20 protein-coding genes and 1 pseudogene are annotated in these 23,903 nt (G+C 43.0%); 10 read left to right on the forward strand and 11 right to left on the reverse strand.

Annotation, left to right across the window (positions count from 1 at the left end; genetic code table 11):
* Window positions 1–9 precede the first annotated feature (9 nt).
* From ACFI6G_RS04045 to ACFI6G_RS04055, 3 genes are all read left to right on the forward strand, one after another.
* Window positions 10–714, forward strand: a complete 705-nt coding sequence (locus ACFI6G_RS04045) for a 1-pyrroline-5-carboxylate dehydrogenase (protein WP_016785434.1) — start codon at window positions 10–12, stop codon at window positions 712–714.
* 118 nt (window positions 715–832) lie between these two features.
* On the forward strand, window positions 833–2,359 hold the full coding sequence (gene putP, locus ACFI6G_RS04050; protein WP_016767920.1) for a sodium/proline symporter PutP: 1,527 nt from the start codon (window positions 833–835) through the stop codon (window positions 2,357–2,359).
* Between the two features lie 547 nt (window positions 2,360–2,906).
* Complete coding sequence (locus tag ACFI6G_RS04055; protein ID WP_065099303.1) at window positions 2,907–3,131, forward strand: hypothetical protein; 225 nt, start codon at window positions 2,907–2,909, stop codon at window positions 3,129–3,131.
* A gap of 60 nt (window positions 3,132–3,191) precedes the next feature.
* On the opposite strand, the gene ACFI6G_RS04060 is transcribed toward ACFI6G_RS04055, so the two are convergent.
* The gene (locus tag ACFI6G_RS04060) at window positions 3,192–3,362 is read right to left on the reverse strand and encodes a hypothetical protein (RefSeq protein ID WP_010432118.1); all 171 of its coding nucleotides are present in this window, start codon (window positions 3,360–3,362) and stop codon (window positions 3,192–3,194) included.
* 279 nt (window positions 3,363–3,641) lie between these two features.
* Here ACFI6G_RS04060 and ACFI6G_RS04065 point away from each other — a divergent pair, with 279 nt between their 5' ends.
* Window positions 3,642–4,130, forward strand: coding sequence for an Lrp/AsnC family transcriptional regulator (locus ACFI6G_RS04065; protein ID WP_010432115.1), 489 nt, complete (start codon window positions 3,642–3,644; stop codon window positions 4,128–4,130).
* A gap of 141 nt (window positions 4,131–4,271) precedes the next feature.
* Here ACFI6G_RS04065 and ACFI6G_RS04070 read toward each other — a convergent pair whose 3' ends face one another.
* The gene (locus ACFI6G_RS04070; protein ID WP_462710146.1) at window positions 4,272–4,976 is read right to left on the reverse strand and encodes a DUF445 family protein; all 705 of its coding nucleotides are present in this window, start codon (window positions 4,974–4,976) and stop codon (window positions 4,272–4,274) included.
* Between the two features lie 304 nt (window positions 4,977–5,280).
* On the reverse strand, window positions 5,281–7,131 hold the full coding sequence (locus tag ACFI6G_RS04075) for an ABC transporter ATP-binding protein (RefSeq protein WP_016785433.1): 1,851 nt from the start codon (window positions 7,129–7,131) through the stop codon (window positions 5,281–5,283).
* 529 nt (window positions 7,132–7,660) lie between these two features.
* On the opposite strand from ACFI6G_RS04075, the gene ACFI6G_RS04080 reads away from it, so the two are divergent.
* Window positions 7,661–8,635, forward strand: a complete 975-nt coding sequence (locus ACFI6G_RS04080; RefSeq protein ID WP_016787458.1) for an arginine deiminase-related protein — start codon at window positions 7,661–7,663, stop codon at window positions 8,633–8,635.
* A gap of 139 nt (window positions 8,636–8,774) precedes the next feature.
* On the opposite strand, the gene ACFI6G_RS04085 is transcribed toward ACFI6G_RS04080, so the two are convergent.
* The 6 genes from ACFI6G_RS04085 to ACFI6G_RS04110 all read right to left on the reverse strand — a co-directional run bounded on the left by ACFI6G_RS04085 (window position 8,775) and on the right by ACFI6G_RS04110 (window position 14,828).
* Window positions 8,775–9,404: an esterase/lipase family protein gene (locus tag ACFI6G_RS04085; RefSeq protein WP_010432104.1), complete on the reverse strand. Its 630-nt coding sequence runs from the start codon at window positions 9,402–9,404 to the stop codon at window positions 8,775–8,777.
* A 332-nt stretch (window positions 9,405–9,736) separates the two neighbouring features.
* Window positions 9,737–10,312: a mechanosensitive ion channel family protein gene (locus tag ACFI6G_RS04090; RefSeq protein ID WP_010432101.1), complete on the reverse strand. Its 576-nt coding sequence runs from the start codon at window positions 10,310–10,312 to the stop codon at window positions 9,737–9,739.
* The gene (locus tag ACFI6G_RS04095) at window positions 10,312–11,247 is read right to left on the reverse strand and encodes a CorA family divalent cation transporter (RefSeq protein ID WP_010432098.1); all 936 of its coding nucleotides are present in this window, start codon (window positions 11,245–11,247) and stop codon (window positions 10,312–10,314) included. The genes ACFI6G_RS04090 and ACFI6G_RS04095 overlap by 1 nt, the downstream gene beginning before the upstream one ends.
* A 327-nt stretch (window positions 11,248–11,574) precedes the next feature.
* Entirely contained in the window at window positions 11,575–13,197 is a 1,623-nt protein-coding gene (locus ACFI6G_RS04100) for a phosphoethanolamine transferase (RefSeq protein WP_102386487.1), read from the reverse strand.
* Between the two features lie 232 nt (window positions 13,198–13,429).
* The gene (locus ACFI6G_RS04105; protein ID WP_010432091.1) at window positions 13,430–13,999 is read right to left on the reverse strand and encodes a porin family protein; all 570 of its coding nucleotides are present in this window, start codon (window positions 13,997–13,999) and stop codon (window positions 13,430–13,432) included.
* 250 nt (window positions 14,000–14,249) lie between these two features.
* Entirely contained in the window at window positions 14,250–14,828 is a 579-nt protein-coding gene (locus ACFI6G_RS04110; RefSeq protein ID WP_010432088.1) for a porin family protein, read from the reverse strand.
* Between the two features lie 350 nt (window positions 14,829–15,178).
* Between ACFI6G_RS04110 and ACFI6G_RS04115 the strand changes: the two genes are divergently transcribed.
* A complete protein-coding gene (locus ACFI6G_RS04115; protein ID WP_010432085.1) occupies window positions 15,179–15,718 on the forward strand; it encodes an isochorismatase family protein in 540 nt (179 codons plus the stop codon).
* A 53-nt stretch (window positions 15,719–15,771) separates the two neighbouring features.
* The gene (locus ACFI6G_RS04120) at window positions 15,772–16,305 is read left to right on the forward strand and encodes an AAA family ATPase (RefSeq protein ID WP_065100689.1); all 534 of its coding nucleotides are present in this window, start codon (window positions 15,772–15,774) and stop codon (window positions 16,303–16,305) included.
* 23 nt (window positions 16,306–16,328) lie between these two features.
* Here ACFI6G_RS04120 and ACFI6G_RS04125 read toward each other — a convergent pair.
* Window positions 16,329–16,448 (reverse strand): annotated as a pseudogene (locus ACFI6G_RS04125) (transcriptional regulator); the annotation flags it as partial.
* Between the two features lie 92 nt (window positions 16,449–16,540).
* Window positions 16,541–18,604 carry an ATP-binding protein gene (locus ACFI6G_RS04130; protein WP_016786011.1) on the reverse strand — a complete coding sequence of 688 codons (2,064 nt, stop codon included), beginning with the start codon at window positions 18,602–18,604 and terminating at the stop codon, window positions 16,541–16,543.
* Between the two features lie 208 nt (window positions 18,605–18,812).
* Between ACFI6G_RS04130 and ACFI6G_RS04135 the strand changes: the two genes are divergently transcribed.
* The 3 genes from ACFI6G_RS04135 (at window position 18,813) to ACFI6G_RS04145 (ending at window position 23,879) form a co-directional block, all read left to right on the forward strand.
* On the forward strand, window positions 18,813–20,156 hold the full coding sequence (locus ACFI6G_RS04135; RefSeq protein WP_010432074.1) for a sigma-54-dependent transcriptional regulator: 1,344 nt from the start codon (window positions 18,813–18,815) through the stop codon (window positions 20,154–20,156).
* A gap of 318 nt (window positions 20,157–20,474) precedes the next feature.
* Window positions 20,475–21,488 (forward strand): TAXI family TRAP transporter solute-binding subunit, encoded by a 1,014-nt coding sequence (locus ACFI6G_RS04140; protein ID WP_016789976.1) that lies wholly within the window; start codon window positions 20,475–20,477, stop codon window positions 21,486–21,488.
* Between the two features lie 213 nt (window positions 21,489–21,701).
* Window positions 21,702–23,879, forward strand: a complete 2,178-nt coding sequence (locus ACFI6G_RS04145; RefSeq protein ID WP_102397462.1) for a TRAP transporter permease — start codon at window positions 21,702–21,704, stop codon at window positions 23,877–23,879.
* The last annotated feature ends 24 nt before the right edge of the window (window positions 23,880–23,903 follow it).

The raw sequence follows: 23,903 nt of genomic DNA on the forward strand, positions 1-23,903 counted from the left end.
AGCAGTATCATGGTTCATCAAGTGACAGGTTTTTCTGATGCATTGCTTGCGTGGGAACAATGGAATCTGACCGATTTTGATTATAAGAGTGCTCAGGTACTTGCATTGAAATCAGAGATTGAAAGTCAATCTGCGCCTTTGGCTGCAGTGGCGACTTATCATCTAGAACAAGCGTCAGCACTACTTGCGGAGCATCACCTTATGGCAGGCCCAACGGGCGAAACCAATGAGTTGTATGCTGCAGGTCGTGGTGTGGCTTTGGTAATTGTTGATGATTGCCAAGACAAACTGCCAGCACTACAAACGGCAATGGCTCTGATTACTGCTGCACTATTAGCAGGTAACAGCGTTCAATTGTGTAGTGATGATGTGCAGTTTAATACCTTAGTTGCCGATGCAGCTAAGTCGGCTAATTTGCCAACTAACTTGGTGCAGGTTGCCTCGTATGACGCTTCTCAACAGTTGTTGTCTTGCGATGTACGAAGTGTGGGTTATGTCGGTAACTCACAAACGGCACAAGCTATTAATTTACAGCTTGCTAAGCGTGACGGTGCCATCGTCGGTTTAGTCGCTGAAACGGATCTGAATGCAATGAATGTTGCTAACGATCCACACCTATCGCTGCGCTTCATTACCGAGCGTACGCGAACTATAAATATAACAGCTGTGGGCGGTAACGCGACCTTGCTCGAACTTGGAAGCGAAGCTCACTAACCTTCAGTAAAATTGGCTCTAAGGACTTTTGGTTTTCTCCATGAGTGCTTTGGAGCCTCAATACCTAACTCAATGCACTCGCTCGCCTTTACGGTGAGTGTCTTGCATTGAATTAGGCATGGAAGGCTTTCTACAAAATGAGGACTATCAAATGATAGAAAACAGTTTTGCAATAACGACGACGTTCATTGCGTATCTAATTATGATGCTAGCGATCGGTGTTATTGCTTACAAACGTACATCTAACTCAACTGACTACTTCCTAGGTGGTCGTTCGTTAGGCCCATGGCCTGCTGCACTTTCTGCGGGTGCATCAGACATGAGTGGTTGGTTGCTACTTGGCTTGCCTGGTTACGCTTATGCTGCTGGTTTTGAAGCGTTTTGGCTTGCTGGTGGCCTACTTGTGGGTACTTGGGCAAACTGGTTAATCAGTGCTAAACGTCTACGCACTTACAGTATTACAACAGAGTCGCTGACGTTGCCTGAGTTTTTATCTCGCCGCTTCAACGATAACTCTAAGCTGATTCAAACAATCTCTGCTTTCTTTATCCTTTTATTCTTCCTTTTCTACACAAGTTCAGGCTTGGTAGCAGGTGGTAAATTATTTGAAACGGTATTCGGCCTAGATTACACAACAGCGGTAATTATCGGCACGGTATGTGTGGTTTCGTACACCCTGTTTGGTGGCTTCCTAGCGGTATCTTGGACTGACCTAGTTCAAGGCTTGCTAATGTCTGCTGCACTATTGATTGTACCCATCGCAGCAATGAATGGCGGCCTTGGTCAGTTATCTAGCGACCTACACAACATCAACCCAGAGCTACTCACGTTATGGAATGATGCGAAGGGCGAGCCTCTTTCTGCAATCGCGATCATCTCGCTAGCGGCATGGGGTCTAGGTTACTTCGGTCAGCCACACATCCTTGCTCGTTTCAAAGCAACACGTAGCAATAAAGATCTAACAACAGCGCGTCGCATTGCGGTTATCTGGACTGCGCTGTCTATGGTTGGTGCAATGCTTGTGGGTCTTGTTGGTCTGATCTATGTGACTAACTCTGGCGCACCTAAGCTAGACGATGGCGAGAAGATCTTCATGCTTCTTGTAAATGCGATGTTCCACCCAGTAATCGCAGGTATCCTACTGGCTGCAATATTAGCGGCAATCATGAGTACTGCTGATTCACAACTTCTTGTTTCTTCATCTGCAATGGCAGAAGATCTGTACAAGCAAGTTCTGAAGAAAGATGCTACGTCAGAAGAGATTGTTCGTGTAGGCCGTTTCGCGGTTATCCTGATCTCTCTTATTGCACTTGTGCTAGCGATGACGCCAGACAGTTCAGTACTTGGCCTTGTGTCTTACGCATGGGCTGGTTTTGGTGCAGCATTTGGCCCAGCTATCGTATTGAGCCTGTACTGGTCTCGCATGAACCGTAACGGCGCTCTAGCGGGTATCGTGGTTGGTGGTGTGACTATCGTACTTTGGAAACAGTTCACGGGCGGTTGGTTCGATGTGTACGAAATCGTACCAGGAATCATCCTATCGACTCTTTCTATCGTTATCGTGAGCCTAATTACGGGTGAGCCAGAAGACGAAGTGAAGAAGCAACACGCTGAGTTCGAGAAGAATCTGGTAGAACTAGACTAATTTACATTGTAAAACAGATGTGAATTAGCAAAGAACATGAGCTAAAAATAATAGAGTCACTTCGGTGGCTCTATTTTTTTGCCTATTTCCCTAATGCTTTCGACCTCTTTCTGGTCTATATGTCCAAACACTAAAACCCTATGCGAGCGGTCAGATCCATCGCCTCACACGGCTTATGCCAGATCTGAATGAACATTGACTCTGTCCGATATGTTTTTTATTCGTACTTTCTATCATTGTACTTGTGCTGAAATGGAGTACTAAGCCAGAGGATATTGCTGAGCTGTAATTTATAAAATTAAGTGTTAATTCGACTAAAGTGCAACGTAGTTTTGAGGTTTACAATGTAAATTGAAACTAGGTTTTAGTGGGTGATAAATGAAAGAGGAAATATCTTTACGACGTTTGATGTCAAAAAATAGAAGAGAAAAATGGCTATTTTTTGAACTTGGCGCTCACTTTTGTTATTAGCTCGGTGAATTGTGGAACCGAATTGGACATGATATGTCAATTGTCAGTAACCACTAAAGACCTATAGGACAAAGGTATGCCTGATCTCTATTGCAAAGGATGTAAAAAAACAACACTACATAAGTCTATAATGAAACGTTGTGAATCAGAGCCCGAGACAGCTTCTGGCCGTATGATGCAATGGACGTCAAAGCTATTTAGTGGAAACCTGTATTACGATATGGAAACTCAGCACTTTTGTCGAACGTGCAACTGTCGTTGCGAAACGGCAAGTTCTGTTCCCCAAGTTGGTTTGGCTTAAATATAGTAAGTGCTTACTAACTTAGATCAAAAAACCTCCGTATAGGAGGTTTTTGCGTTTCTATGCGGCTTTGAGTGTCAGCTTTGTTTCAATGGCACAGCCATCAATCTTCACTTCCCACCCATAGTTTGAGTACTCATTTGCGAGTGCTTGAGCAACATCTTTAGAAACGGTAACGTGTGTCCATGGGCCAATACCGTATGGCTTGTATGCGAGTTCTTGTGTTTTCATAATAGAGTCATCCTTTCTCTTTGATAGTCATATTATTCACTTTGACCTATATCCTTTCTTTCGTTTCTAGCTCAACTTATTTGTTCTTAAGGTCATTTCTATAATAATTTGTTAATGGTCAACGACTGATTTATAAGGCTTGTTATTGGTGTTTGTTGATTTATATTTAATGTGAATAACGCAAGTGTATTTAGTTTTTTAAATGTGTGAGCGGGGTTTTGTCTGATAGCCCTCACTATAGAATATACTGAGCCGAATTTAGAATGTTTAAGGAATATTATGTCTCAGCATCAACTCGACCGTATCGATAAAGAGATACTAAGAATTCTGCATATGAAAGGGCGCTTGCCCGTGGTCGAGCTGGCAAAGCAGGTCAATCTAACCACTTCCCCTTGCTCTGATAGACTCAAGCGATTGGAAAAAGAGGGGTACATAACGGGTTATCACGCTGAGTTATGTTCTGAAAAGTTGGGGCTGGATGTCCAAGTTTTTATCCATATTCGACTCGATCAAACCAGCTTTTCGATTTTTGATAAATTTGCTCAGGCCGTTGAATTGATGCCTGAAGTTGAAGAGTGCTATTCGTTGTCTGGTGATTTTGACACCATGATCAAGGTGCGGGTAAAAGACATGAAAGCGTACCAGGCGTTTATGGCTACTAAATTGGGGACATTACCTGGAGTGATTCAGACACGCAGTGAAGTGGTGATTGAAGAACATAAAAAGGGTTTTGGAGTGAATCCGGAGCTATTATCAACCTTAAAGTAGGGGCTTTCTAGTTAATTCTCGGCAGTTTCTCGTTGCTGTAGCGAATGTTATTCAGATATAAAAATGGAAGCTATTGAGCTTCCATTTTTTATTGAGTGCGGATATATCGGCTAAACGATCGAGTTAGCACTGATAGACAGTTTACAGCGTGATGGCCGCAGAGATTAAGCCAATCACACCACCGAATACACCGCCCCAAACCACTAGCCAGCCAAGGTGCTTCTTGATCATGGTTTGAACCATCTCTTTCACGAGTTTTGGTGTTAGTTCATTCAAACGCTGGTCGATGATCGCTTCAATGTTCTCTTTGATTTCATCCATCATTGCAGGCGATTCAAGTTCATCTTTGATGGCATTTTTTACAGAGTCACTCTTGCTGATTTCAATTACTGACTCTTGCATCTTCTCTACAAATGGCGCTTTCATCGGCTGCAGGGCTTCTGTGCCGCCAACCATCGCCAACATGCCACCAAACTGTGAGTTCTCGATAACATGAACCAGTGAATCGAATGCAGGGCTAAAGTCGATCTTCTTAATCACGGGTTCTAGATTCAGCGACTTTCCGGTCATCTCACTGCTTAGGAAGCGGTCGATGTTACTTTCGGTAAAAAATTGTTCCATCATCAGTTGTTTAATGGCCGCCTTGAACTCTTCAAAGCGCGCTGGAATAACGCCAGAACCGTATAAACCGGGCACTTTCTCGAACAACATGTGAATTGCAAGCCAGTTGGTGATGGCACCAGAAAAGGCAAATAGGCCTGCATAAAGTAAGTATTGGTTGGTCGTCGCATAGCCGCTAGCAAGTAGTAATAACGCTATTACGTTAGTTAAGACACTTTTGTTCATGGTTGATCTCTCGAAAGAATATTGCGTATTGCGCGCATTTTAAGAAAAAAACGCCAAGAAAAAAACAAAAGGATCGACGAAGTTTATCGTGCAGACAGAATAGATGAGAAAGGGCCGAAGCTGAACAGGTATAAAAAAGGCTAGCCTCCCCCCGAAGTCTAGCCTTATTCCAGAACGCGCAAGCGAAGCGTCTTGTCCCGTTAATGTCATTATATAATTACGACATAACATTCTGCTATGTGTAATTTACCAGTAATTGACAAATTGGTGTGAAACACGCCGCACTTTTAAAGTAGCACATAAATTAAACGTTGGTCGCTTGCTCAAGATCATCTGCGATGAAGCCACCCGTTTGATGATTCCACAATTGAGCATAGATGCCATTTTGTTGAATCAACTGTTGGTGCGTGCCTTCTTCTACGATATTACCTGCATCGAGTACGATCAAACGATCCATTGCTGCAATCGTTGATAAACGGTGTGCAATCGCGATGACCGTTTTGCCTTCCATTAGCTCAATCAAACTTTCCTGAATGGCGGCTTCCACCTCTGAATCGAGTGCTGAAGTTGCTTCATCTAGAACAAGCAGTGGAGCATTCTTTAGTAGGACGCGAGAGATAGCGACACGTTGACGCTGACCACCAGAAAGCTTAACACCACGCTCACCTACTTGTGCATCGTAACCAACGTTACCAAATGGGTCGGTGAGCGTTTCTATGAACTCATGCGCGTGCGCTTGCTTCGTGGCTGCATACACTTCTTCATCCGATGCTTCAGGTCGACCGTAAAGAATGTTGTCTTTGATTGAGCGGTGAAGCAATGAAGTATCTTGAGTCACCATACCGATGTTACTACGTAGCGAATCCTGGGTAACGCTCGAGATCTCTTGGTCATCAATTAGGATGCGGCCGCTTTCTACATCGTGGAAACGTAGCAGTAAGTTAACTAGAGTTGACTTACCCGCACCTGAACGGCCAACCAAACCGACTTTTTCGCCTGGTTTGATGTTGAGGTTTAGGTTGTTGATCACCCCCTTATTCTCACCGTAGTTAAAGCTCACGTTATCGAAGTGGATGCCGCCTTGCGGAACTTTAAGTGGTTCAGCTTCTTTTTTATCTTCGATAGCGATAGGTTTAGATAGCGTTTTAATACCATCAATCACAGTACCTAGGTTTTCAAACAGACCACCGATCTCCCACATGATCCACTTAGACATCCCGTTAATACGTAAAGCCAAGCTGACAGCAATGGCAATCGCACCGACCGTGATTGCGTTATCTAGCCATAGGTAGATAGAGATACCAGCAATGCTGAACACCAATAGGTAGTTAGCGAATTCAACGCAGATGTTAAAGCCGGTAACTAAGCGCATCTGACGATGCACAGTATCAAGGAAGCCTTCCATGCCTTCTTCGGCGTATTCGGTTTCTCTTTTACTATGCGAGAACAGTTTCACCGTCGCGATGTTGGTGTAGCTATCGACGATACGACCTGTCATCAGTGAACGAGCATCGGCTTGTTCGGAAGAAACATCTTTTAACTTAGGGACAAAGTGCAGTTGGATACCGACGTAAATGAATAGCCAAATTAGCATTGGAGCCATTAAGCGCCAGTCTGACTCCGCGAGCATGAATAACATCGCCGTAAAGTAAACCGTCACATAGACGAACACATCGACCATTTTAGTCACGGTTTCACGCACCGCGAGCGATGTTTGCATCACTTTTGTCGCAACACGCCCGGCAAAATCATCTTGATAAAATGACAAGCTTTGCTTTAGAAGGTAGCGGTGTGCTAGCCAACGAATCGACATTGGGTAGTTGCCCAGTAAAGTTTGGTGAAGCAATAGCGAGTAAACACTGATTAATATTGGCATCACAATCAACAGCAAAACACCAAGACCCATCAGAGTGGATCTATTGTCGGCCAAAAAGGTGTCTGGGTTGCTTGTTGATAGCCAGTCCACCAGTTGCCCCATATAACCAAACAGTGCAACTTCGATGATCGCGATGGTCATACTCATTAATCCGAGCACGATTAATGGTTTTTCAAAGCCTCGAGTGTAGTGGCGACAAAACGCCAGTATTCCTGTGGGAGGTTGTATCGGCTCTCCCTTTGGAAAGGCTTCGGTAAAGCCTTCAAATTTCTTGTACATAGATTTCCCTTTATAACTAATGCATCTATTAGCAACTGCATCGTCGTGAAGCTTGTTTTTATAAATTTGGTTTGAAATTTTATAAGTGCTAATGAGTTCTTATCAGTATGACCTCATTAGATAGATTTTCGTTGTTAGTTCTTTTTAAGTGACGCAGGAAAGGTTCAAAGAGTGTCTTTCACGACGCTTATTTTAGATTGATACGGACTGGAAAAGTTAGGCTTATTTCAAACGTAATTGATTGTTATGCAACGGTGATAATCCTAACGTTAAATGAATTAAATTGTAACCTAAACTCGAGCCAAGCTAGAGAATGACGTTGGGATATTTATTCATCAGTTTCTCTAACTAATATGCAAACAGTTGGTTCTTTCTGATGTGCTGTTATCTTGCAGTAAAAATTGCGGAATAAACTGATTTTTGCAGTAATTGTTTGGGATAAATATTCAAATCATTATTATTTTCAGTGAATCTTGTCGTAACAAGTTGTTTACAATTCTGAGGTAGATAAAAGATAGGGACGGTTGAGATGTTAAACCTACACAAAAAGTCACTTCACATTAGTAGTGTTCAAAACGCCAATTGCGTTGTTATGGTGCCACCAAAAGAGTTTCGTTTTAACGAAGAAACTGCGCGTGATAATGAGTTTCAGAACAGAGTGAATCTGACTGAAGCCGAGGTGAAGCTAGAAACGATGGCCGAATTTAAGGCTATGGTGGTTTCGTTGCGTAAAGAAGGTGTGCAAGTTGTAGAGTTTGATTACCCTGAATTGGGTGTAGAAACCCCTGATGCGGTTTTTCCCAATAACTGGTTTAGCACTTGCAGTGACGGTAGTTTATTCACCTTTCCTATGGCGTGTGAGAACCGCCAGCATGAAGTTAAGCCACATGCTCTTATTGAAGCGTTAGAAGCCTCTGGCCGCATTGTTAATCACAGTGAGTCTCTAGAGTCGTATATTGACCAAGGTTCCTATCTAGAGAGCACTGGTGTGATGGTGATCGATCATATTAATAAGACGATCTATGCAGCGCTTTCTCAGCGTTGCGATCGTGAAGTATTAGAAGATTATGCGAAGCGTATTGGTTATTCGCGCGTAGTTTCCTTCCAAACGGCATTACCGTCTGGTCAGCCGATTTACCACACCAATGTGATGATGGCGATTGGTGATAACTTCTGCGTGATCTGTGATGAAGTGATTCCTGAATTTGAGCGTCGTTTTGTGGTGAAATCTCTTGCTAAAGACAAGCAGGTTGTCTCTATTTCAATTGACCAGATGAACCGATTCTGTGGCAATATTTTGCAACTCGAAACGGTGAATGGCGATAAGGTGATTGCAATGTCTCAATCTGCTTATGATGCATTCTCTCCAGCGCAGTTAGCCCAGCTTTCGACACACGGAAAACTGCTGCCATTCAATGTAAAAACGATTGAAGACATTGGTGGTGGTTCGGTTAGATGCATGTTGGGTGAAGTGTTTTTGCCAACACGAGTGAATCTTTTGTAGCTGGCTGCTTATTTCTAGTAATGAATCTTTTAATACCACTCTATCTGTAGAGTGGTATTTTTGTTTTATAAGGGAGTGTATTTAGTTTTTGGCTTTTAGCTATAAAAACCTAGAACCCAAGAAAGCGAAAAACAGCTAATCAGGCAGCTTTGAAAGCTCGGTGCTCTATGAACTGGGCAGAGAGAGTGACCACTTCTTTCGAATATACGAGCGCTGTGTGGTTGAGCTTGAGAGCACAGGTGTCTGTAGCGCCTCTTAGGTTCGCATCTTCGAGTGTGACCGTGCCATCGCCTGGATTCTTGCCTAACACAATTCTTCCTACACCAGCGTCGTAGGTGCCAGTGATCACACCTATCGGCACGTCGATATCATAGTCACCTAAGCCATCACTTAAGATCATTTTGCTCGAACCAAATATAAACCCGAGGCCATGATTAGACAGTGTTTTAGCGATGGTTGCCCCATTGTGAGGTGTACCTGCGGTAATAATGCAGGTGTCTGCAAAGTTGGGTTGGTAGAATTTAAAGTAGTGGCGAATCAGTAAGCCACCGAGTGAATGGCCAAAGAAGTAGACTTCATCATGCTCATCAAACCGCGCATTTATAAAGCGATTAAGGCGCTTTGCAGCAGAAGGAAAACGCAGAGAGTTGTAGGCGAACTTGTGCGTTGTAAAGCCACGTTTTTTGAAGTTCCTATCCAGATATTGCATGATCAACGCAGGCATATATAGACCATGAATTAAAACTATATGTTTGTTTTTATTATTCATTTTTATCCTCCGTATGATGGTGTCTCCAGTATATTTAGTCGCAAATCTAAACTCAATAAAACTTGCGGCTAATGGGACACAAAAGACAGAGGTGTACGTTATAGACAGAGTGCTCGTTATAGATAAAGAGTGGTTACTCCGATCTCACTCCACCATAAACATCAATGGTTAAGCCACCGTTTAGCGTAAGTATCGGGTGTCAGACTTTTTACCTTATTGAAGCTTCTCTCTAATGTTTTTTATTAGCAAGTCACTTGTCACTAAACTCTGCAATCGGTTTTGAACTAAGCACTGTTAATACCTTACGGGTCGGTTCGTTGAGTCTATAAATCTTACGATTTTGAATTTTCAGCTTTGATGAGTTTTGTATCGACAGTTTCACTCTTTAACTCAGGCTCAACTAGTACCTTTATCACGCCTTTTTGTAGGATCAGGTTATTAGGGTAGGTGATGATGTTGCCCGAACTGTGTCGAAGAATAACGTGGAACATGGTGATATCGATGATCACGCCACTGATATCTTCGTCTTTCTCTGCGACTCTTACTCTGTCGCCAATGCGATAAGGGAAGACGAAAAATATTAGTACGCTGGCTGTGAGGTTACTTAGAATCGACCATTGCGCGAATAAAGCGACACCCAGCACCGCAAATATGGATGACAAGAACAGCGAAATATCACCAAAACCCAAGTTAAGAACAATCGTAAACACAGCGATGAAGAGCAGAAACAGTAAGATATTGAAACACTTAATCACGAACTGTTTTCGCTTCAATTCGACGCGCTTATTTTCCGCTAATGTTTCTATCCAATTTTTCCCCAAGCGTTTTATCACCCAATACACAGTGATAAGAAGTAAACCTAAACCCACTTGTTTAAGCCACATATTGGATTGCAAAAACTCAACCATTAAATAAACCTTAATTTTTTCAAAATAACGACTTCAATCGCAACGACCATCAACAGTCCAATACAAAACAGCGGGAATGCCACAGGGTTGTCTGTTCCTGGGATTCCAGCAATATTGACGCCCAATAAACCGGTGAAAAATCCGGCAGGGAGGAAAATACCCGCAATGATAGAAAATAGGTATGTATTTCTATTCATTTTTTCAGCTTGTTGCTGACTTCTACTCGCCAAAAACACATTAATCTGGTCGATATAGAACTCAACGGATTCGTTAATCCTCAAAATGGTATCAAGACTGTTTTTGATATGACTGTTGTGCTTACTCAGCGGGGCTGGTAAGTCATTCATTAAATCCTCGAAAACGTATTTCTGTGGCTTCAAATAGCGTCTTAGTCTGAGTAGCCTAGAATGCAGAGCATTGATGGACTTAATATCGTGATGAGATTCAGACTCTAGCTCATCAATCAGTTGTTCAACGGGAGTCAAGAAGCTTGATATGTAATGGTTGATTCCTCGGATCATGCCTAGTAATACATCAGGTAACGATGTCGGGCCTTGGCTTTGTTTGAGATCAGATATTAGGTTGCTAACCGCTTTTGAAGGGACCTTGCGTGTCGATATTAAAGTGCCTTTGTACCATAAGATACGTAGGCTAAGCATGTCGTCAGGGTTGGCACCTTCGTTTAGATTAATGCCTCGCAGAATCATTAAAAAGCAGTCGTGCCCAAATTGTTCAAATCGAGGACGAGTGTCATCGGTAAGTAGTGAATCGATGATGGCGTTTGGAACCGTATTACTGTGGAGCCATTCTCTCAAACCGTCAGCATCTCTTTGGCAATGATACCAAGTTGATTGCTCGAATTGGGCTGGGCTGGTGGTGTGCTCATGTGCCACACCTTCTGAAAATTGCCAGCTTGAAATTATGAAAGCGTCCATTCGCTGTCCTTAATGATATGACGAAACCATCGATATTAGAGCACGATTTAAGTGCCTATATTAGCTCTATTTTCTTAGAGAACGAGAGCCGAGATAACAAGTGCTGGTAGAACGTTTGGTTAGAGAAGTTACTCTTATGAGTTCTCGGATTTATAAGTACCGTTCCCTAATAAATGTAGCTCATTGTTTCGTCGTTATAAATTAGCACTCTGGTCCCATGTTAGCGACAAAAAAAAAGAAAAGACCGAGGTCTTTTCTTTTGAGAGAGAGTTGAGGAGAGCTTGTCAGGCAACTCGAGTTTTCCGATGGTTTACATAAGCAAAAGCGCTAACGACACGGTGCGAAGATATCTTGTTCCTCTCTATACTCTTTGGTTTGTACATCCATCAGGCCAAGCAATGAATCGAACAAATTGTCGTGAGAAAAGCTCTGTTCCTTTCCTTCTTTACGCAAGCAAGTGTCACTGAGCCCTTTCTCTGTAGCAAAGTCATCAGACATCCATAGAATCATCGGAACATGGGTTTGTTCTTTCGGTGCTAATGAATAAGGCATGCCGTGTAAGTAGACGCCATTTTCTCCCAATGACTCTCCATGATCGGAAATGTACATCAGCGCGACATTGTACTTATCGGTGAGTTTTTCTAGCTTCTTAATAGCCTGTGAGAGAAAGAAATCTGTGTACAAAATAGTGTTGTCGTAGGTGTTGACGACTTGCTCTTTGGTACAGTTTTCGATGTCAGAACGTGGACAATCTGGCATAAATTTCCTATGTTCTTCAGGATAACGCTCATAGTAAGTTGGGCCGTGAGAACCGGAAATATGATAGAAAATGATACTATCTTGCTTAAGATCTTGGGTATCTTGCTCAAAGCTCTCTAACATCGCTGTGTCGTAACACACATCGTTGTTACATAGCGGGTCGCTGTCTTTGGCGACGAGAGTCATCTCTTTGATTCGGTGCGCAACGGCTTTGTCTCCACCATCATGTTCTCTCCAAATAGAGTGAATCCCTGCGCGGTTCATGATGTCGACTACGTTGTCTTGGTTGTAGGCTTTGTCGCGATCATAGTTGCTGCGATTCATGTTAGAAAACATACACGGAACAGAAACTGCAGTGGCCGTTCCACACGACTGAACATCAGAGAAAAATATCGGATTGTAGGGCTTGGTATGAGCATTGGTTTCTTTCTCATAGCCATAATATTGATAGTTGTATACACGTGCTGTTTCACCAAGAACAAACACCAATAAGGTTGGTTTTTCTGCTTGTTTAGTTTCTGGTTTTAGCTGTGCGTCTAAGCCTATTTCTTGGTACGGGATTGGCTCTTTGATATAAGTATTATTGATGTACTTAACGGTTGATGCCACGTACTCCGTTGGAATGATCATCTTCTTGAGATGAGAATTATTTCGGCCAATCGATACGTAATCTTTGTAAAATAGCCCTGCAATAATGGCAATGACGATTAACGAACTCAATAATCCTATCGATTTCCAAATAGCAAAATCTTTCCAAGACTCTCTTTCAAGGTTCGTCAATAAAAGCACTAGTGATGGTATACCACCCATCAAAACAAACCAGAAAATAGAATATAGGCTTAAATAACTGGCGGCTTCTCCACTGTTGGTTTCAAAAACGTTTTCTATCATTCCATAGTCAACAAAAATGCCATAGCTGAACATGCTGTAGCTGACCAGAGAGGAAGTAAGCAGTAACAAGATGAAAAAGGCCTTGGCGAATATCGGCCAGTTAAAAACTTGAAAGATAAAGTTGAATGCAGCGAGAAAGAAGAAGGGAATTGAGATTATGAACCCAATACTTTCCGTTTTTGAGGCACTCAGAATGTTGAATAGCTCGCGCGAAATAGGCAGGTTAATGACAAGTAGGTAATACACAGCCAGCACGAAAGGGAGTTTGTTTATCGACATATTTAAGCGCGGTAGATTCATTGTCTTGTTTTCCTGCGTCTCTTGTCCCTTTATTTTAGTCTCGCTACCAAGAAAGCTCTAATATCAATGCATAAAGCTCAGGAAGTGATGGAGAGCGATAAACCGGCTAAAGTGAAATGATGCGATAGGGCGTGTAGAAACAAAAAATTCACTTTACTGAGTGACCTTCATGACAAGGTGGAACAGCAAAGTGAATTAGTATATTTAGCTTATTCTATGTAATTCAATCACATTAGAAGTTGTATGAACCACCGAAGCTAATGCTGTTGAAGGCAAGTGTTTTGTCTTCTTTCTTAAAGCCGTAGTCGTTCTCAACACTCACCGCATCTGCTTGTGAAATTAGGCGAAGTGTTAGGTGTTCGATTGGCGTGTATTCAACACCGACACCAAAGTGGAAACCAGTACCACTGTCGTCATCATAACCAGCACTCTTGTTTGCATTTAGGTCAACAGAACTTAAACCAGCCAATACGAATGGACGGATAGTATTGTCGAACGTGTAACCGATGTTTGCAGATGCTGAAATAGATGTTGGCGACAGTTTTGCTGCCCCCTTTTTGTAGTCTGCGTAATCGTTGTAGCCAAGCTCAACACCAATGATGCGATTGAATTGGTAACCGCCGTATAGGTTGTAGCCCATGCCATTTGAATCTAAATTACCTTGACCATCTGTATCAGAATCTTGGTAGATACTAAGTCCGCCACCAATGTAAGCACCGCCGTCAGTTCCTGCTGCTAAAGCTGGAAGAGAAACTGCGCCAATTAAACCTAGTGCTAATGCTGATTTCGCTATCTTGTTCATCTTTGTTACTCACTCTGTCATGTCTTCAAATGTGATTGTCAGTCACTATCGATTGTTAATCGTTTTTAGTTTGTGGCCTCTAGACCGTTGTTGACAATTATCCCTGAGTTTTTTACTCATTACTGTATGGCTTTGTAAGTTGAATCGTTACATAGAAACAAAAATTCACTTTACTGTGCTGTCTTATTACAGGGCAGAGCAGCAAAGTGAATTTTGGTTATTTACTTACTATGTAATCACTGGGAGCACATCAGAAGTTGTATGAACCACCGAAGCTAACACTATTGAACGCAAGTGTGTGATCATCACTTTTGAATGAGCCGTTACTTCCGAAGGAATAGTTGTCTTCCACATTTACCGCATCCGCTTGAGAAATCAGGCGAAGTGTTAAGTGCTCAATTGGTGTGTATTCAACACCGACACCAAAGTGGAAGCCAGTGCCACTGTCGTCATCATAGTTTGCTGCGCTATTTGCATGAAGGTCGACCGAGCTTAAACCTGCAAGTACAAATGGACGAATGGTGTTGTCGAACGTATAACCGAGGTTAGCTGATACAGAAATAGACGTTGGTGAAAGTTTGTCTGTGCTGTTCTTGTAGTCTGCATAATCGTTGTAGCCAAGTTCCACGCCAACGATACGGTTGAATTGATAACCGCCGTATAGGTTGTAGCCCATTCCGTCTGAATCTAGGCTTGGCGCACCGTCTGTGTCTGAGCCTTGATAGACACTAAGCCCACCACCGAGATAGGCACCTCCATCAGTGCCTGCTGCTAAAGTTGGAAGTGAAACTAAACCAATTAAACCGAGTGCTAATGCTGATTTTTTCATGATAATACCTTGTTTACTTATCCTGTGATGGAAGTCACGGTATCGCTGATTTTTGATCTGTAAAACCCTCAGAAATGAAACCTATCTTCTCATTCATCGTGCGATTATATGCGGCTCTAGAGTTTTCAATAGTTAACGAGATTTTGCGCGGTTATATTGTATATAAATAAAATTCATATATTGACAAATGGTTAAATTTGCTAAATAAAACGATGTTTTTAATTTTTCCTTGATTGGCTTTTTATACTAAACTATTGAAATAAAAATATTTTTTAATGGCTCGCTAGCGCTGTAGGTGATTTTTTTTGATAAACCCAAGCGTTTGATTCATCCATAACAAGGAAAAAGTAATGCTAATCAAAGAAAAGACAGGCTTGGTTGTTGTGGATGTTCAAGGCAAGTTAGCGTACCTCGTCGATGAGAGCGATACGCTAATTTCTAACTGTAGAAAGTTGATTAAGGGCGTGCAGGTTTTGGGGCTGCCAATTGTTAGCTTGGAGCAGAATTCTGAGAAGTTAGGTGCTACGGTCGACGAACTTAATGACCTATTGAGTGATGCTAAGCCGATACAAAAATTTACGTTCAACGCGTGTAACGAGCCCAAGTTTGTTGAGGCAGTGCAAGCCAAAGATGTGGATACGTGGTTGGTTTGTGGTATTGAAGCTCACATTTGTGTCTATCAAACCGCAGTGGGTTTGTTGGAACTTGGGTTCAAGGTTCAAGTGGTTAGTGATTGTATTAGCTCGCGAACCGCACTCAACAAAGGGCTGGCAATCCGTCGACTAACCGATGCTGGTATCCAAATCACAGGATTGGAAATGAGCTTATACGAGCTAGTGAAAGATTGTCGTGCACCAGAATTTAAGTTCATTCTATCCTTAATTCGTTAACTTGGGTTTCGTTTAGGTTCGATTCGTTAACTTTCCATTTTGAAGAGGTTTATTTGAACAATCTAATCGTATTTACCGGAGGGCCGGGATCTGGAAAAACCTCAGTCATCGATGCTTTGAAAAGTCTGGGCTATCGCTGCGCACCAGAAGTTGGACGTAAAGTGATTCAGCAACAAGTCGAGCAACAAGGTAGAGCCTTGCCGTGGTTAGATAAAGTGGCTTTTCGTGACGAAATGGTGCGAGAGGAGTTAGCGAATTACCAAGCGTTTGAGGAAAGTGAGCAACTCGTTTTCTTTGATAGAAGCATCGTAGATTCATACGGTTACAGCTTGTTAGAAACGTTGCCTATTTCAGAGTCTTTGATGAATAACTGTAATGAACTGGAATACAACAGCAAGGTATTTATCTTCCCGCCATGGGATTCGATTTTCATCAATGACCAAGAGCGCAAGCAAGATTTTAATGAAGCGATCGCCACCTATGAAAAGATGGTGACAGCCTATAATCAGTTTGGTTATCAGCTGGTGGAAGTGCCTAAGCTATCTGTTGAGGTACGAGTCGAGTTTATCTTAGCCTCGGTTGGTTAGATTAATCGAAACAGTCGGTGTTACGGCTCTTGAGAGGCGATTGTCGAACCGCCACCTATACCGACAGCAATGATTTGTCTGGTGCTATGCAGCCAGCTGGCTGCGGTTTCAACGTCTTGCCCTTTGAACAGAGTGCGGTTCATGTGTCAGACACGAATACCTACCAAGATGTACTCTCTTAATAAGCTAAAATATATACGAGTCAATTATCGTAATTTTTGAGTCTTATTAGTAACTACTCACTATCACTATTCTGTAGCGTTAACGTGAATGTCATGCCTTGATCTGGGTTGTTCTTCGCTATCAAGGTACCTTGCATATCCCGAACATTGTTTGCTGTTATAGCCAGCCCGAGTCCTAAGCCTTCGCCCATCTTTTTTTTGGTATGGAAGGGTTCGAAAATGGTTTCGAGTTGGTCTTCTGATACGCCGCAGCCATTATCTTGCACTTTGATGATCACGCGTTGTTGATCGGTATGTGCGCTGATAACAATGGTCGCGGGTGTTTGATTTTGAGTGGCGTCTATTGCGTTTCGAATCAGGTTTCCAAGAACTTGGCTTAGCCTGGCTTCTTCACCCATCACCATAGAAATATTGGAGGCGATTCGTACTCGAATATCGACGTTTTCGAGATCGGCTTGGTGAATGCGTAGGGTTTCTTGCAGTGCGTCTGTCAGTGACACTGGGTATGGTTTTTCAAGTCTTTTAAAGGCGAATGACTTCAATTGGCTGGTCATGTTTGCCATTCGGTCGATAAGACTCATCACGAGATCCATGTTCGCTTTCAACATCTTGGTCTCGCCTCGTTCCATCAGTAATTGATTACTTGAAAGCAGAGTTTTTAGTCCTGTCAGTGGCTGGTTAAGTTCATGAGTGATCGCACTCGACATCCGCCCTAGTGCGGCAAGTTTGCTTGATTCAACCAGTTCTTGTTGTGCGTCTTTCAGGTCTTGTGTTCGCTCTTCTACACGTAGTTGAAGCGTTTTATTAGCATTTTGCACTGCAATTTCTGCTTTTTTACGCTTACTAATATCGATCACGGTACACAGATAATAAGTGGTCGCATGCCAAGGAAAAGCACTTATAGAGAACAGTACCGGAAAGTAGCTACCATCGCTGCGCCTTGCCATAGTTTCGACGCTGGTTATTTCGGCCAGTTCTTGGTGTTGCTCTAGGTTCTGAAGCAATTGCAAGGTGGTTGAATTTGGATTGCCTGCCTCAAATAACTGCCAAGCTTTGATGTTACTGATCATTGAATCGGATAGTGAGAAGTAGTTCTTGGCCATGAGATTAATATCATGGATATGACCATGTTTGTCGATCAGCACTAGCCCAACGTGCGTTTTATTGATCATCCCAGACAGACGCTTTTCCGACTCTTCGATGAGTTTTTGTATTCGTAAATTGCTGAGCTTTTTCTGACGTCTTTGATAAAGAATAACCAGCAATAACAGAATGAACAGACAACCTACTGCGACGCTCCAACTTATCCAACTTGTGGTTTGGTTTAGGCTGGTTAACGGCGTTAGGTAGGTTAAGCGCCAATTCAGGTCGTCTAACTTTATGGATTGAATAAGGTAATCTTTATCTTTCAGTCGCCATACGCGAATGTGGGTTTGGTCATATAGCTCACGCTTTGTAGCGAGCGGTTGTGAAGTGAAATTTTCATTGAACCAATCTGCATTCAATCGGTGATCACTCGATAGAAAAAACTGATCGCGAGGGTTTTGAAACAAGATGGCTTCACCATCGGCAAACCATTGGTCGATCAGTAATGATAAATCAATTTGTACTGCAACAATGCCTACCACATCGGATGCTCGATAAACGGGTGCAGCAATAAAATAATCGGGTGTGACGCCTTTATTTTTGGTTACTAGGGAGATCGCACCGCCTTGCTGGTGGATCTTAGCGACAATAGTGCTGGCGCTTTTTTTACTGAGTTTGTTCCTTTCTACGCTAGAAACAAGCAAATCACCGTTTGCAGAGAGTAGATACCATCCTTTGGTGTTAGCCGCTTTGTCTAACTGAATCAGCTGTTTTTTAATGTGTTTTTGGAGGCGAATGTCACCATCAATAAAACGCACGCTGGTTTCATCGTTCGTCACGAGATAAGGCAAATAGTAAAAACGTTTGAGCGTGCGTCTTGCTTCGGCAATGTATCCAAGGAAGCGCTGTTCTGCGTAACGCTGAGCTTGTTCTAGCTTCCATTGGCTTATGCCACTTTTGGTAGTTACCTGAACTAAACCAATCAATAAACAGGCAAACAGGAACAACCAATATCGATTTTTGTTAACCATTCTTGATTAAATCCTTTTTAAATTATTGAGTTGAAAAGCTGCGTTTTATTACCACATGGAAGGTTGAATCTGGAACAAATTGAAGCTAGCAAACATTATAAAACTGTTAAAGGAGTGTTATTCAAAGTGGGAGCTAGCTCCTTTTAGTCTGCGGCTTTTTTACATACCGTGGTCGATATTATTTAGGTGTAAGCGATGGGAAGAGATCATGCAACGTATTGCTTTGATTGAAGATGATGCAATTGTGCGTCAAGCAACCAGCCAATGGTTGCAGTTGGCAGGCTTCGATGTCACCGCATTTGAGGTTGGACAAGACGCGTTAGATGCGGTCGTGGAAGGTGATTTTCAGACCATCATTAGCGATGTGCGCTTACCTGATATTGATGGTGTTGAACTGTTAAGTCGCTTTAAAGATTTGGTGCCAGAAGTACCTGTTATCTTGATCACCGGACATGGTGATGTCGATATGGCCGTTAAGGCATTACAGCAAGGCGCGTATGATTTTATAGAAAAGCCGTTCGATCCAGAGCGTTTGTCTCAAACGGTATCGGAAGCGGTAGATAAACATCAAAGTGGTCAAGATAGGATAAATCGTCAAAGCTATTTGGATAACCTGAAGGGCATTGAACAAGTTCTGATTGGCCGCAGCAGAGTGATGTGTGCATTACGAGAACAAATACAAAAGGTCGCCTCGATTGATACCAATGTGATCATTTATGGTGAAACCGGCTGCGGTAAAGAGCTGGTCGCCTCTTGTCTGCATAAATTTAGTCAGCGTAAACCTCATCCTTTTGTGCCACTAAACTGTGGTGCGATTCCAGAGAATCTATTTGAAAGCGAGCTGTTTGGTCATGAAGCCGGGGCATTTACTGGTGCTGCTAAACGACGCATTGGTAAGCTTGAATTTGCCGACAAAGGTACGGTCTTTCTTGACGAAATAGAAAGTATGCCGTTGTCGATGCAAGTAAAAGTGCTACGTACTTTACAAGACAATGTTGTTGAACGTGTCGGTGGTAATCAACAGCAACATGTTGATTTAAGAATAGTTTCAGCTTCGAAATGCGACCTTTTAAATCATCCTGACTTTCGCCAAGATCTTTTCTATCGTTTGAACGTTGCTCAACTGCATTTACCTCCCCTTAGTGAACGAGAAGACGATGCTCTTATCCTTTTTGAACACTTCACTCAAGAAGCGAACAGCGAAACCCGAGCGGCCAGTGAAGCCGATCGCTATGCCTTGTTGTCGTATGCATGGCCGGGCAATGTGCGTGAACTGCGTAATGTTGCGATTCGTTTTGCGCTGGATGAAAGCCTGACCGTTGGTGATATTTTGGCGTGTCGTCCTAATTCTGTCACAGAGTCCACAACGGCAGGCATCCCGTTGGCGGTTCAAGTGCAGAGCTTTGAACGGAAAGTGATTCATGATGCGCTAGTGCGTTATCAGGGACGCATCAATGATGTTATGCAAGACTTGGATTTACCTCGTCGAACATTGAACCAAAAGATGGTGCGTTATGGGTTGAATCGAAGTGACTACGTCGATTCTCAATGATCGGTTTGACAGTCGTGTTTATTGGATATTGATGAGCAATAAATGGCTCATCGTATATTTATCACTTTACAAACATTGATCACATAAATATAACATGATGTGACCTGACCACCTTTAAGGGGATGTTAACTGCGGCTTTGGATAAGCAAAAAATAGCTTACTCATTAGTAGTGAAATAAGCAGAAAATGGCTTACTTTAGGTGGCTTTTAAAATAAATAATAATAAAAACAGTAGTTTAAAAATTGGCATTGTGCTTGCTATCTAGTGATTGTTGTTAACAAAAATATAACGTGAATAACCCTACATGGAGAGTAACAATGAAATACAACAAGCTAGTTAAAACTTTAGCGATAGCAATGGCTTCTCTTGGCCTTATCAGTCATGCGTCAGCTGAAGAAGATCGCAGCTATATTTTAGCGACGGCCTCAACGGGTGGTACTTACTATCCGGTAGGTGTGGCCTTAGCGACATTGAGTAAAGTTAAGCTTGCGCCTAAGCAGCACTTTTCTTTAGCGGCTATCAGCTCTGCGGGCTCGGGTGAGAACGTAAAGTTGTTGAACGAGAACGAAGCTCAGTTCGCTATTCTACAAGGTTTGTATGGTGCTTGGGCTTGGCAGGGTTTAGGGCCATATGAGAAATCTGGCAGACAAACTCAACTGCGTTCAGTTTCCATGTTATGGCAAAACGTAGAACACTTTATTGTGCGTTCAGATCTAGCAAAAACAGGTACGGTAAGCGATCTAGAGAACCTAAACGGTAAGAAATTCTCTATCGGTAAGAAGAACTCTGGGACTGAAAACTCAGGTCGTCAAATCATGCAAGGCTTATCCGTGGACCCAGAACAATTTAAACTCGCCTTTATGGGTTACGGTGGCAGTGCGAGCGCATTACAAAATGGCACAATTGATGGTATGAACACGCCTGCTGGTGTTCCTGTTGGTGCGGTGACGCAAGCCTTTGCAGCACTGGGTGAAGATATTCAAATCTTGTCGTTTACCGATGCACAAATCAAACAAGCGAATGGTGATTACAATATTTGGACCAAGTATGAGATCCCAGCAAACACTTATCCAGGTGTCGATAAACCAATTACTACGATTGCCCAACCTAACTTCCTAGCGGTTCGTGAAGACATTTCTGAAGAAGATGTGTATCAACTGACCAAAGCTATCTATGAAAACCTACCTTTCCTACAAGGTATCCACAAAGCAACCAAAGCAATGGCACTTGAGAAAGGGATCGCAGGCCTTCCTGTTCCGCTTCACCCAGGTGCTGCTCGTTACTATAAAGAAGTGGGTATAGAAATCCCTTCTGAGTTGATCGTCGACTAACCCTTTGTCTTCGATTAGCCATTTATCTTTAACTCGCTATTTGGCGTGAACTGAATATTCGCGTTAATTAATTGCTTGGTGCGTTTTCATCTGTTTCGGCTACTTTGTCTGATTTGACCGTCTCCGACTCGTTCGATTATTTGAAGTGAAAACGCACCACCTTACTTTATGGATTTTCTCTGCGCGTTTGGCTGTGGAGAGCAGGAGTTTTCTATGAGCGATTCGCTGCAGCAGGAACTGAAAAAATTCGAATTGCCTACCCGAACAGATTTCCCTTGGGTAGGCAAAGCAATAACGACAATGGGAGTGATACTCTCCCTCCTACATATTTGGTTTAATACCTTATCTACCTTGCCAGAGCTTTGGATTTCGGCGACGCATTTCGCTGGTTTCGCAATCATTTGCGCACTTTGGTATCCCGCCCATGTCTCGCTTAAAAAAAGCAAAATAGCATTAGCTATCGATATTGGGATTGCCTTGGCTGCTTTAGCTTGCCTTATCTACATTCCCTTTGCCGAAGATGCGTTGTATGACCGAGGCGTAAAATTTATCGCCAGTGATTGGTTTTTCTCTATCTTGGCGATTGCCATCGTCATTGAGCTGATTAGACGCACTATGGGCTGGTTCATTCCAGTGCTTATCTTAGTGTGCTTAAGTTATGTAGTGCTTTGGGGACAATGGACCAGCGGTATTTTTCATTTTCCGGGTTTAAGCCTTGAGACGTTACTTTATCGAAGCTTTTACTCATCAGAAGGGATGTTTGGTTCGATCTCAAGAATCAGTTGGACCTTCGTGTTCATGTTCATCTTATTTGGCGCATTTTTAGTTCGATCTGGTGTCGGCGACTACATTATTGATGTATCCCGTGCCGCGGCGGGCAAAGTGATTGGTGGCCCTGGTTTCATTGCCGTTATTGGCTCCGGCTTGATGGGCTCTGTCTCCGGGTCGAGCGTAGCAAACACAGTATCGACGGGCGTGATCAGTATTCCCTTGATGCAAAAGGCAGGTTTCCCTTCGCGTTTCGCGGCAGGTGTTGAAGCGGCTGCATCCACTGGCGGGCAGTTGATGCCACCTGTGATGGGTGCGGGCGCGTTCATCATGGCCTCTTACACGCAGATCCCTTATGTCGATATTATTGCGGTTTCCTTTGTTCCTGCGCTTATCTACTTTTTGTCAGTGGCCTTTTTCGTGCGTATCGAAGCGAAGCGTAGTGGTGTACAAAAGGTGACCTCTGGCTGTGAACCTTTGTTAAAGGTATTGCTGTCGGGCTGGCACAACCTGATCCCATTGGCCGTGTTAGTGACTTTGCTCGTTCAAGGCTTTACGCCGACTTACGCTGCGGGTATTTCGATTCTTTCTGTGGTGGTGGCATCATGGTTCTCTAAAAATCACAAAATGGGACCGAAAGCGATCATTGAAGCTTTGTCTCAAGGCGCAAAAAACATGGCGACAACGGCTGTGTTACTAGTTGGTATTGGTCTAGTTGTTAATGTCATTAGCACTACGGGAATTGGTAACACCTTCTCTTTGATGATCAACAGCTGGGCGAATGGCGAGTTACTGGTGATGATTGCGTTGATCGCACTGGCGTCTTTGATTCTGGGTATGGGGTTACCTGTAACGGCGGCTTATATTGTGTTGGGAACATTGTCTGCTCCTGCCTTGTATAAATTGATTGCTGAAAGTCAACTGCTCGACTTGTTGGTGTCAGGGCAGCTTCCTGAGCAAGCTAAAGCCATCTTTATGTTGGCTGCGCCAGATAAGCTTGATCTATTGAACGCACCGATGGCGTTGGAAACGGCGAAAGAGATGATTGCGTTAGTTCCTGCTGATTTTGTGGAAACTCTGCTTGAACAGAGCCTTGGCTTAGAAGCTATCAGCCTTGCACTGCTTTCGGCTCACTTAATTATTTTCTGGTTATCGCAAGACAGCAACGTGACTCCGCCTGTTTGTTTAACTGCATTTGCGGCTGCAACCATTGCTAAAACACCCCCGATGAGAACGGGCTTAATGGCATGGAAGATCGCCAAAGGCTTGTATTTAGTACCATTGTTGATTGCCTACACTAACTTGGTAAGTTGGGATGTGGCCTCCGTGTTAGTCACGGGTGGCTTTGCTGTTATTGGTACTTACGCGTTTATCGCGGCGATTGAAGGTTATTTAGAGAGCGAAGTTAATATTGTTACTCGAGTAGTGTTGGTTGCGATAGGTATAGCTCTAGTATGGCCTGATGTTTCAGTCGTGATCCGTTTGGTATGTGTTGCCATTTTTGTTGGTATCTTCATCTACAGCGGTCGTAAATACGATGCAAATCAAGTGAAAAAGGAATCAGAAAGTGAGGAAAAAAAGTTACCTCAAACCGGATCTAACACTGTCGCGTCTTCCCTATAATTAAAGGATTGAATGTAGGAATAT

The sequence above is a fragment of the Vibrio sp. PSi01 genome, from assembly GCF_054960695.1.

Bases quoted from the DNA above. Each gene is read 5' to 3' on its own strand.
- ACFI6G_RS04145 (WP_102397462.1), top strand. From the start codon at position 21,702: ATGAGCGATTCGCTGCAGCAGGAACTGAAAAAATTCGAATTGCCTACC.
- ACFI6G_RS04070 (WP_462710146.1), bottom strand. From the start codon at position 4,976: ATGAACAAAAGTGTCTTAACTAACGTAATAGCGTTATTACTACTTGCT.
- ACFI6G_RS04055 (WP_065099303.1), top strand. From the start codon at position 2,907: ATGCCTGATCTCTATTGCAAAGGATGTAAAAAAACAACACTACATAAG.
- ACFI6G_RS04065 (WP_010432115.1), top strand. From the start codon at position 3,642: ATGTCTCAGCATCAACTCGACCGTATCGATAAAGAGATACTAAGAATT.
- putP (WP_016767920.1), top strand. From the start codon at position 833: ATGGAAGGCTTTCTACAAAATGAGGACTATCAAATGATAGAAAACAGT.
- ACFI6G_RS04105 (WP_010432091.1), bottom strand. From the start codon at position 13,999: ATGAACAAGATAGCGAAATCAGCATTAGCACTAGGTTTAATTGGCGCA.
- ACFI6G_RS04095 (WP_010432098.1), bottom strand. From the start codon at position 11,247: ATGGACGCTTTCATAATTTCAAGCTGGCAATTTTCAGAAGGTGTGGCA.
- ACFI6G_RS04085 (WP_010432104.1), bottom strand. From the start codon at position 9,404: ATGAATAATAAAAACAAACATATAGTTTTAATTCATGGTCTATATATG.
- ACFI6G_RS04060 (WP_010432118.1), bottom strand. From the start codon at position 3,362: ATGAAAACACAAGAACTCGCATACAAGCCATACGGTATTGGCCCATGG.
- ACFI6G_RS04090 (WP_010432101.1), bottom strand. From the start codon at position 10,312: ATGGTTGAGTTTTTGCAATCCAATATGTGGCTTAAACAAGTGGGTTTA.
- ACFI6G_RS04135 (WP_010432074.1), top strand. From the start codon at position 18,813: ATGCAACGTATTGCTTTGATTGAAGATGATGCAATTGTGCGTCAAGCA.
- ACFI6G_RS04115 (WP_010432085.1), top strand. From the start codon at position 15,179: ATGCTAATCAAAGAAAAGACAGGCTTGGTTGTTGTGGATGTTCAAGGC.
- ACFI6G_RS04100 (WP_102386487.1), bottom strand. From the start codon at position 13,197: ATGAATCTACCGCGCTTAAATATGTCGATAAACAAACTCCCTTTCGTG.
- ACFI6G_RS04080 (WP_016787458.1), top strand. From the start codon at position 7,661: ATGTTAAACCTACACAAAAAGTCACTTCACATTAGTAGTGTTCAAAAC.
- ACFI6G_RS04110 (WP_010432088.1), bottom strand. From the start codon at position 14,828: ATGAAAAAATCAGCATTAGCACTCGGTTTAATTGGTTTAGTTTCACTT.
- ACFI6G_RS04140 (WP_016789976.1), top strand. From the start codon at position 20,475: ATGAAATACAACAAGCTAGTTAAAACTTTAGCGATAGCAATGGCTTCT.
- ACFI6G_RS04075 (WP_016785433.1), bottom strand. From the start codon at position 7,131: ATGTACAAGAAATTTGAAGGCTTTACCGAAGCCTTTCCAAAGGGAGAG.
- ACFI6G_RS04045 (WP_016785434.1), top strand. From the start codon at position 10: ATGGTTCATCAAGTGACAGGTTTTTCTGATGCATTGCTTGCGTGGGAA.
- ACFI6G_RS04130 (WP_016786011.1), bottom strand. From the start codon at position 18,604: ATGGTTAACAAAAATCGATATTGGTTGTTCCTGTTTGCCTGTTTATTG.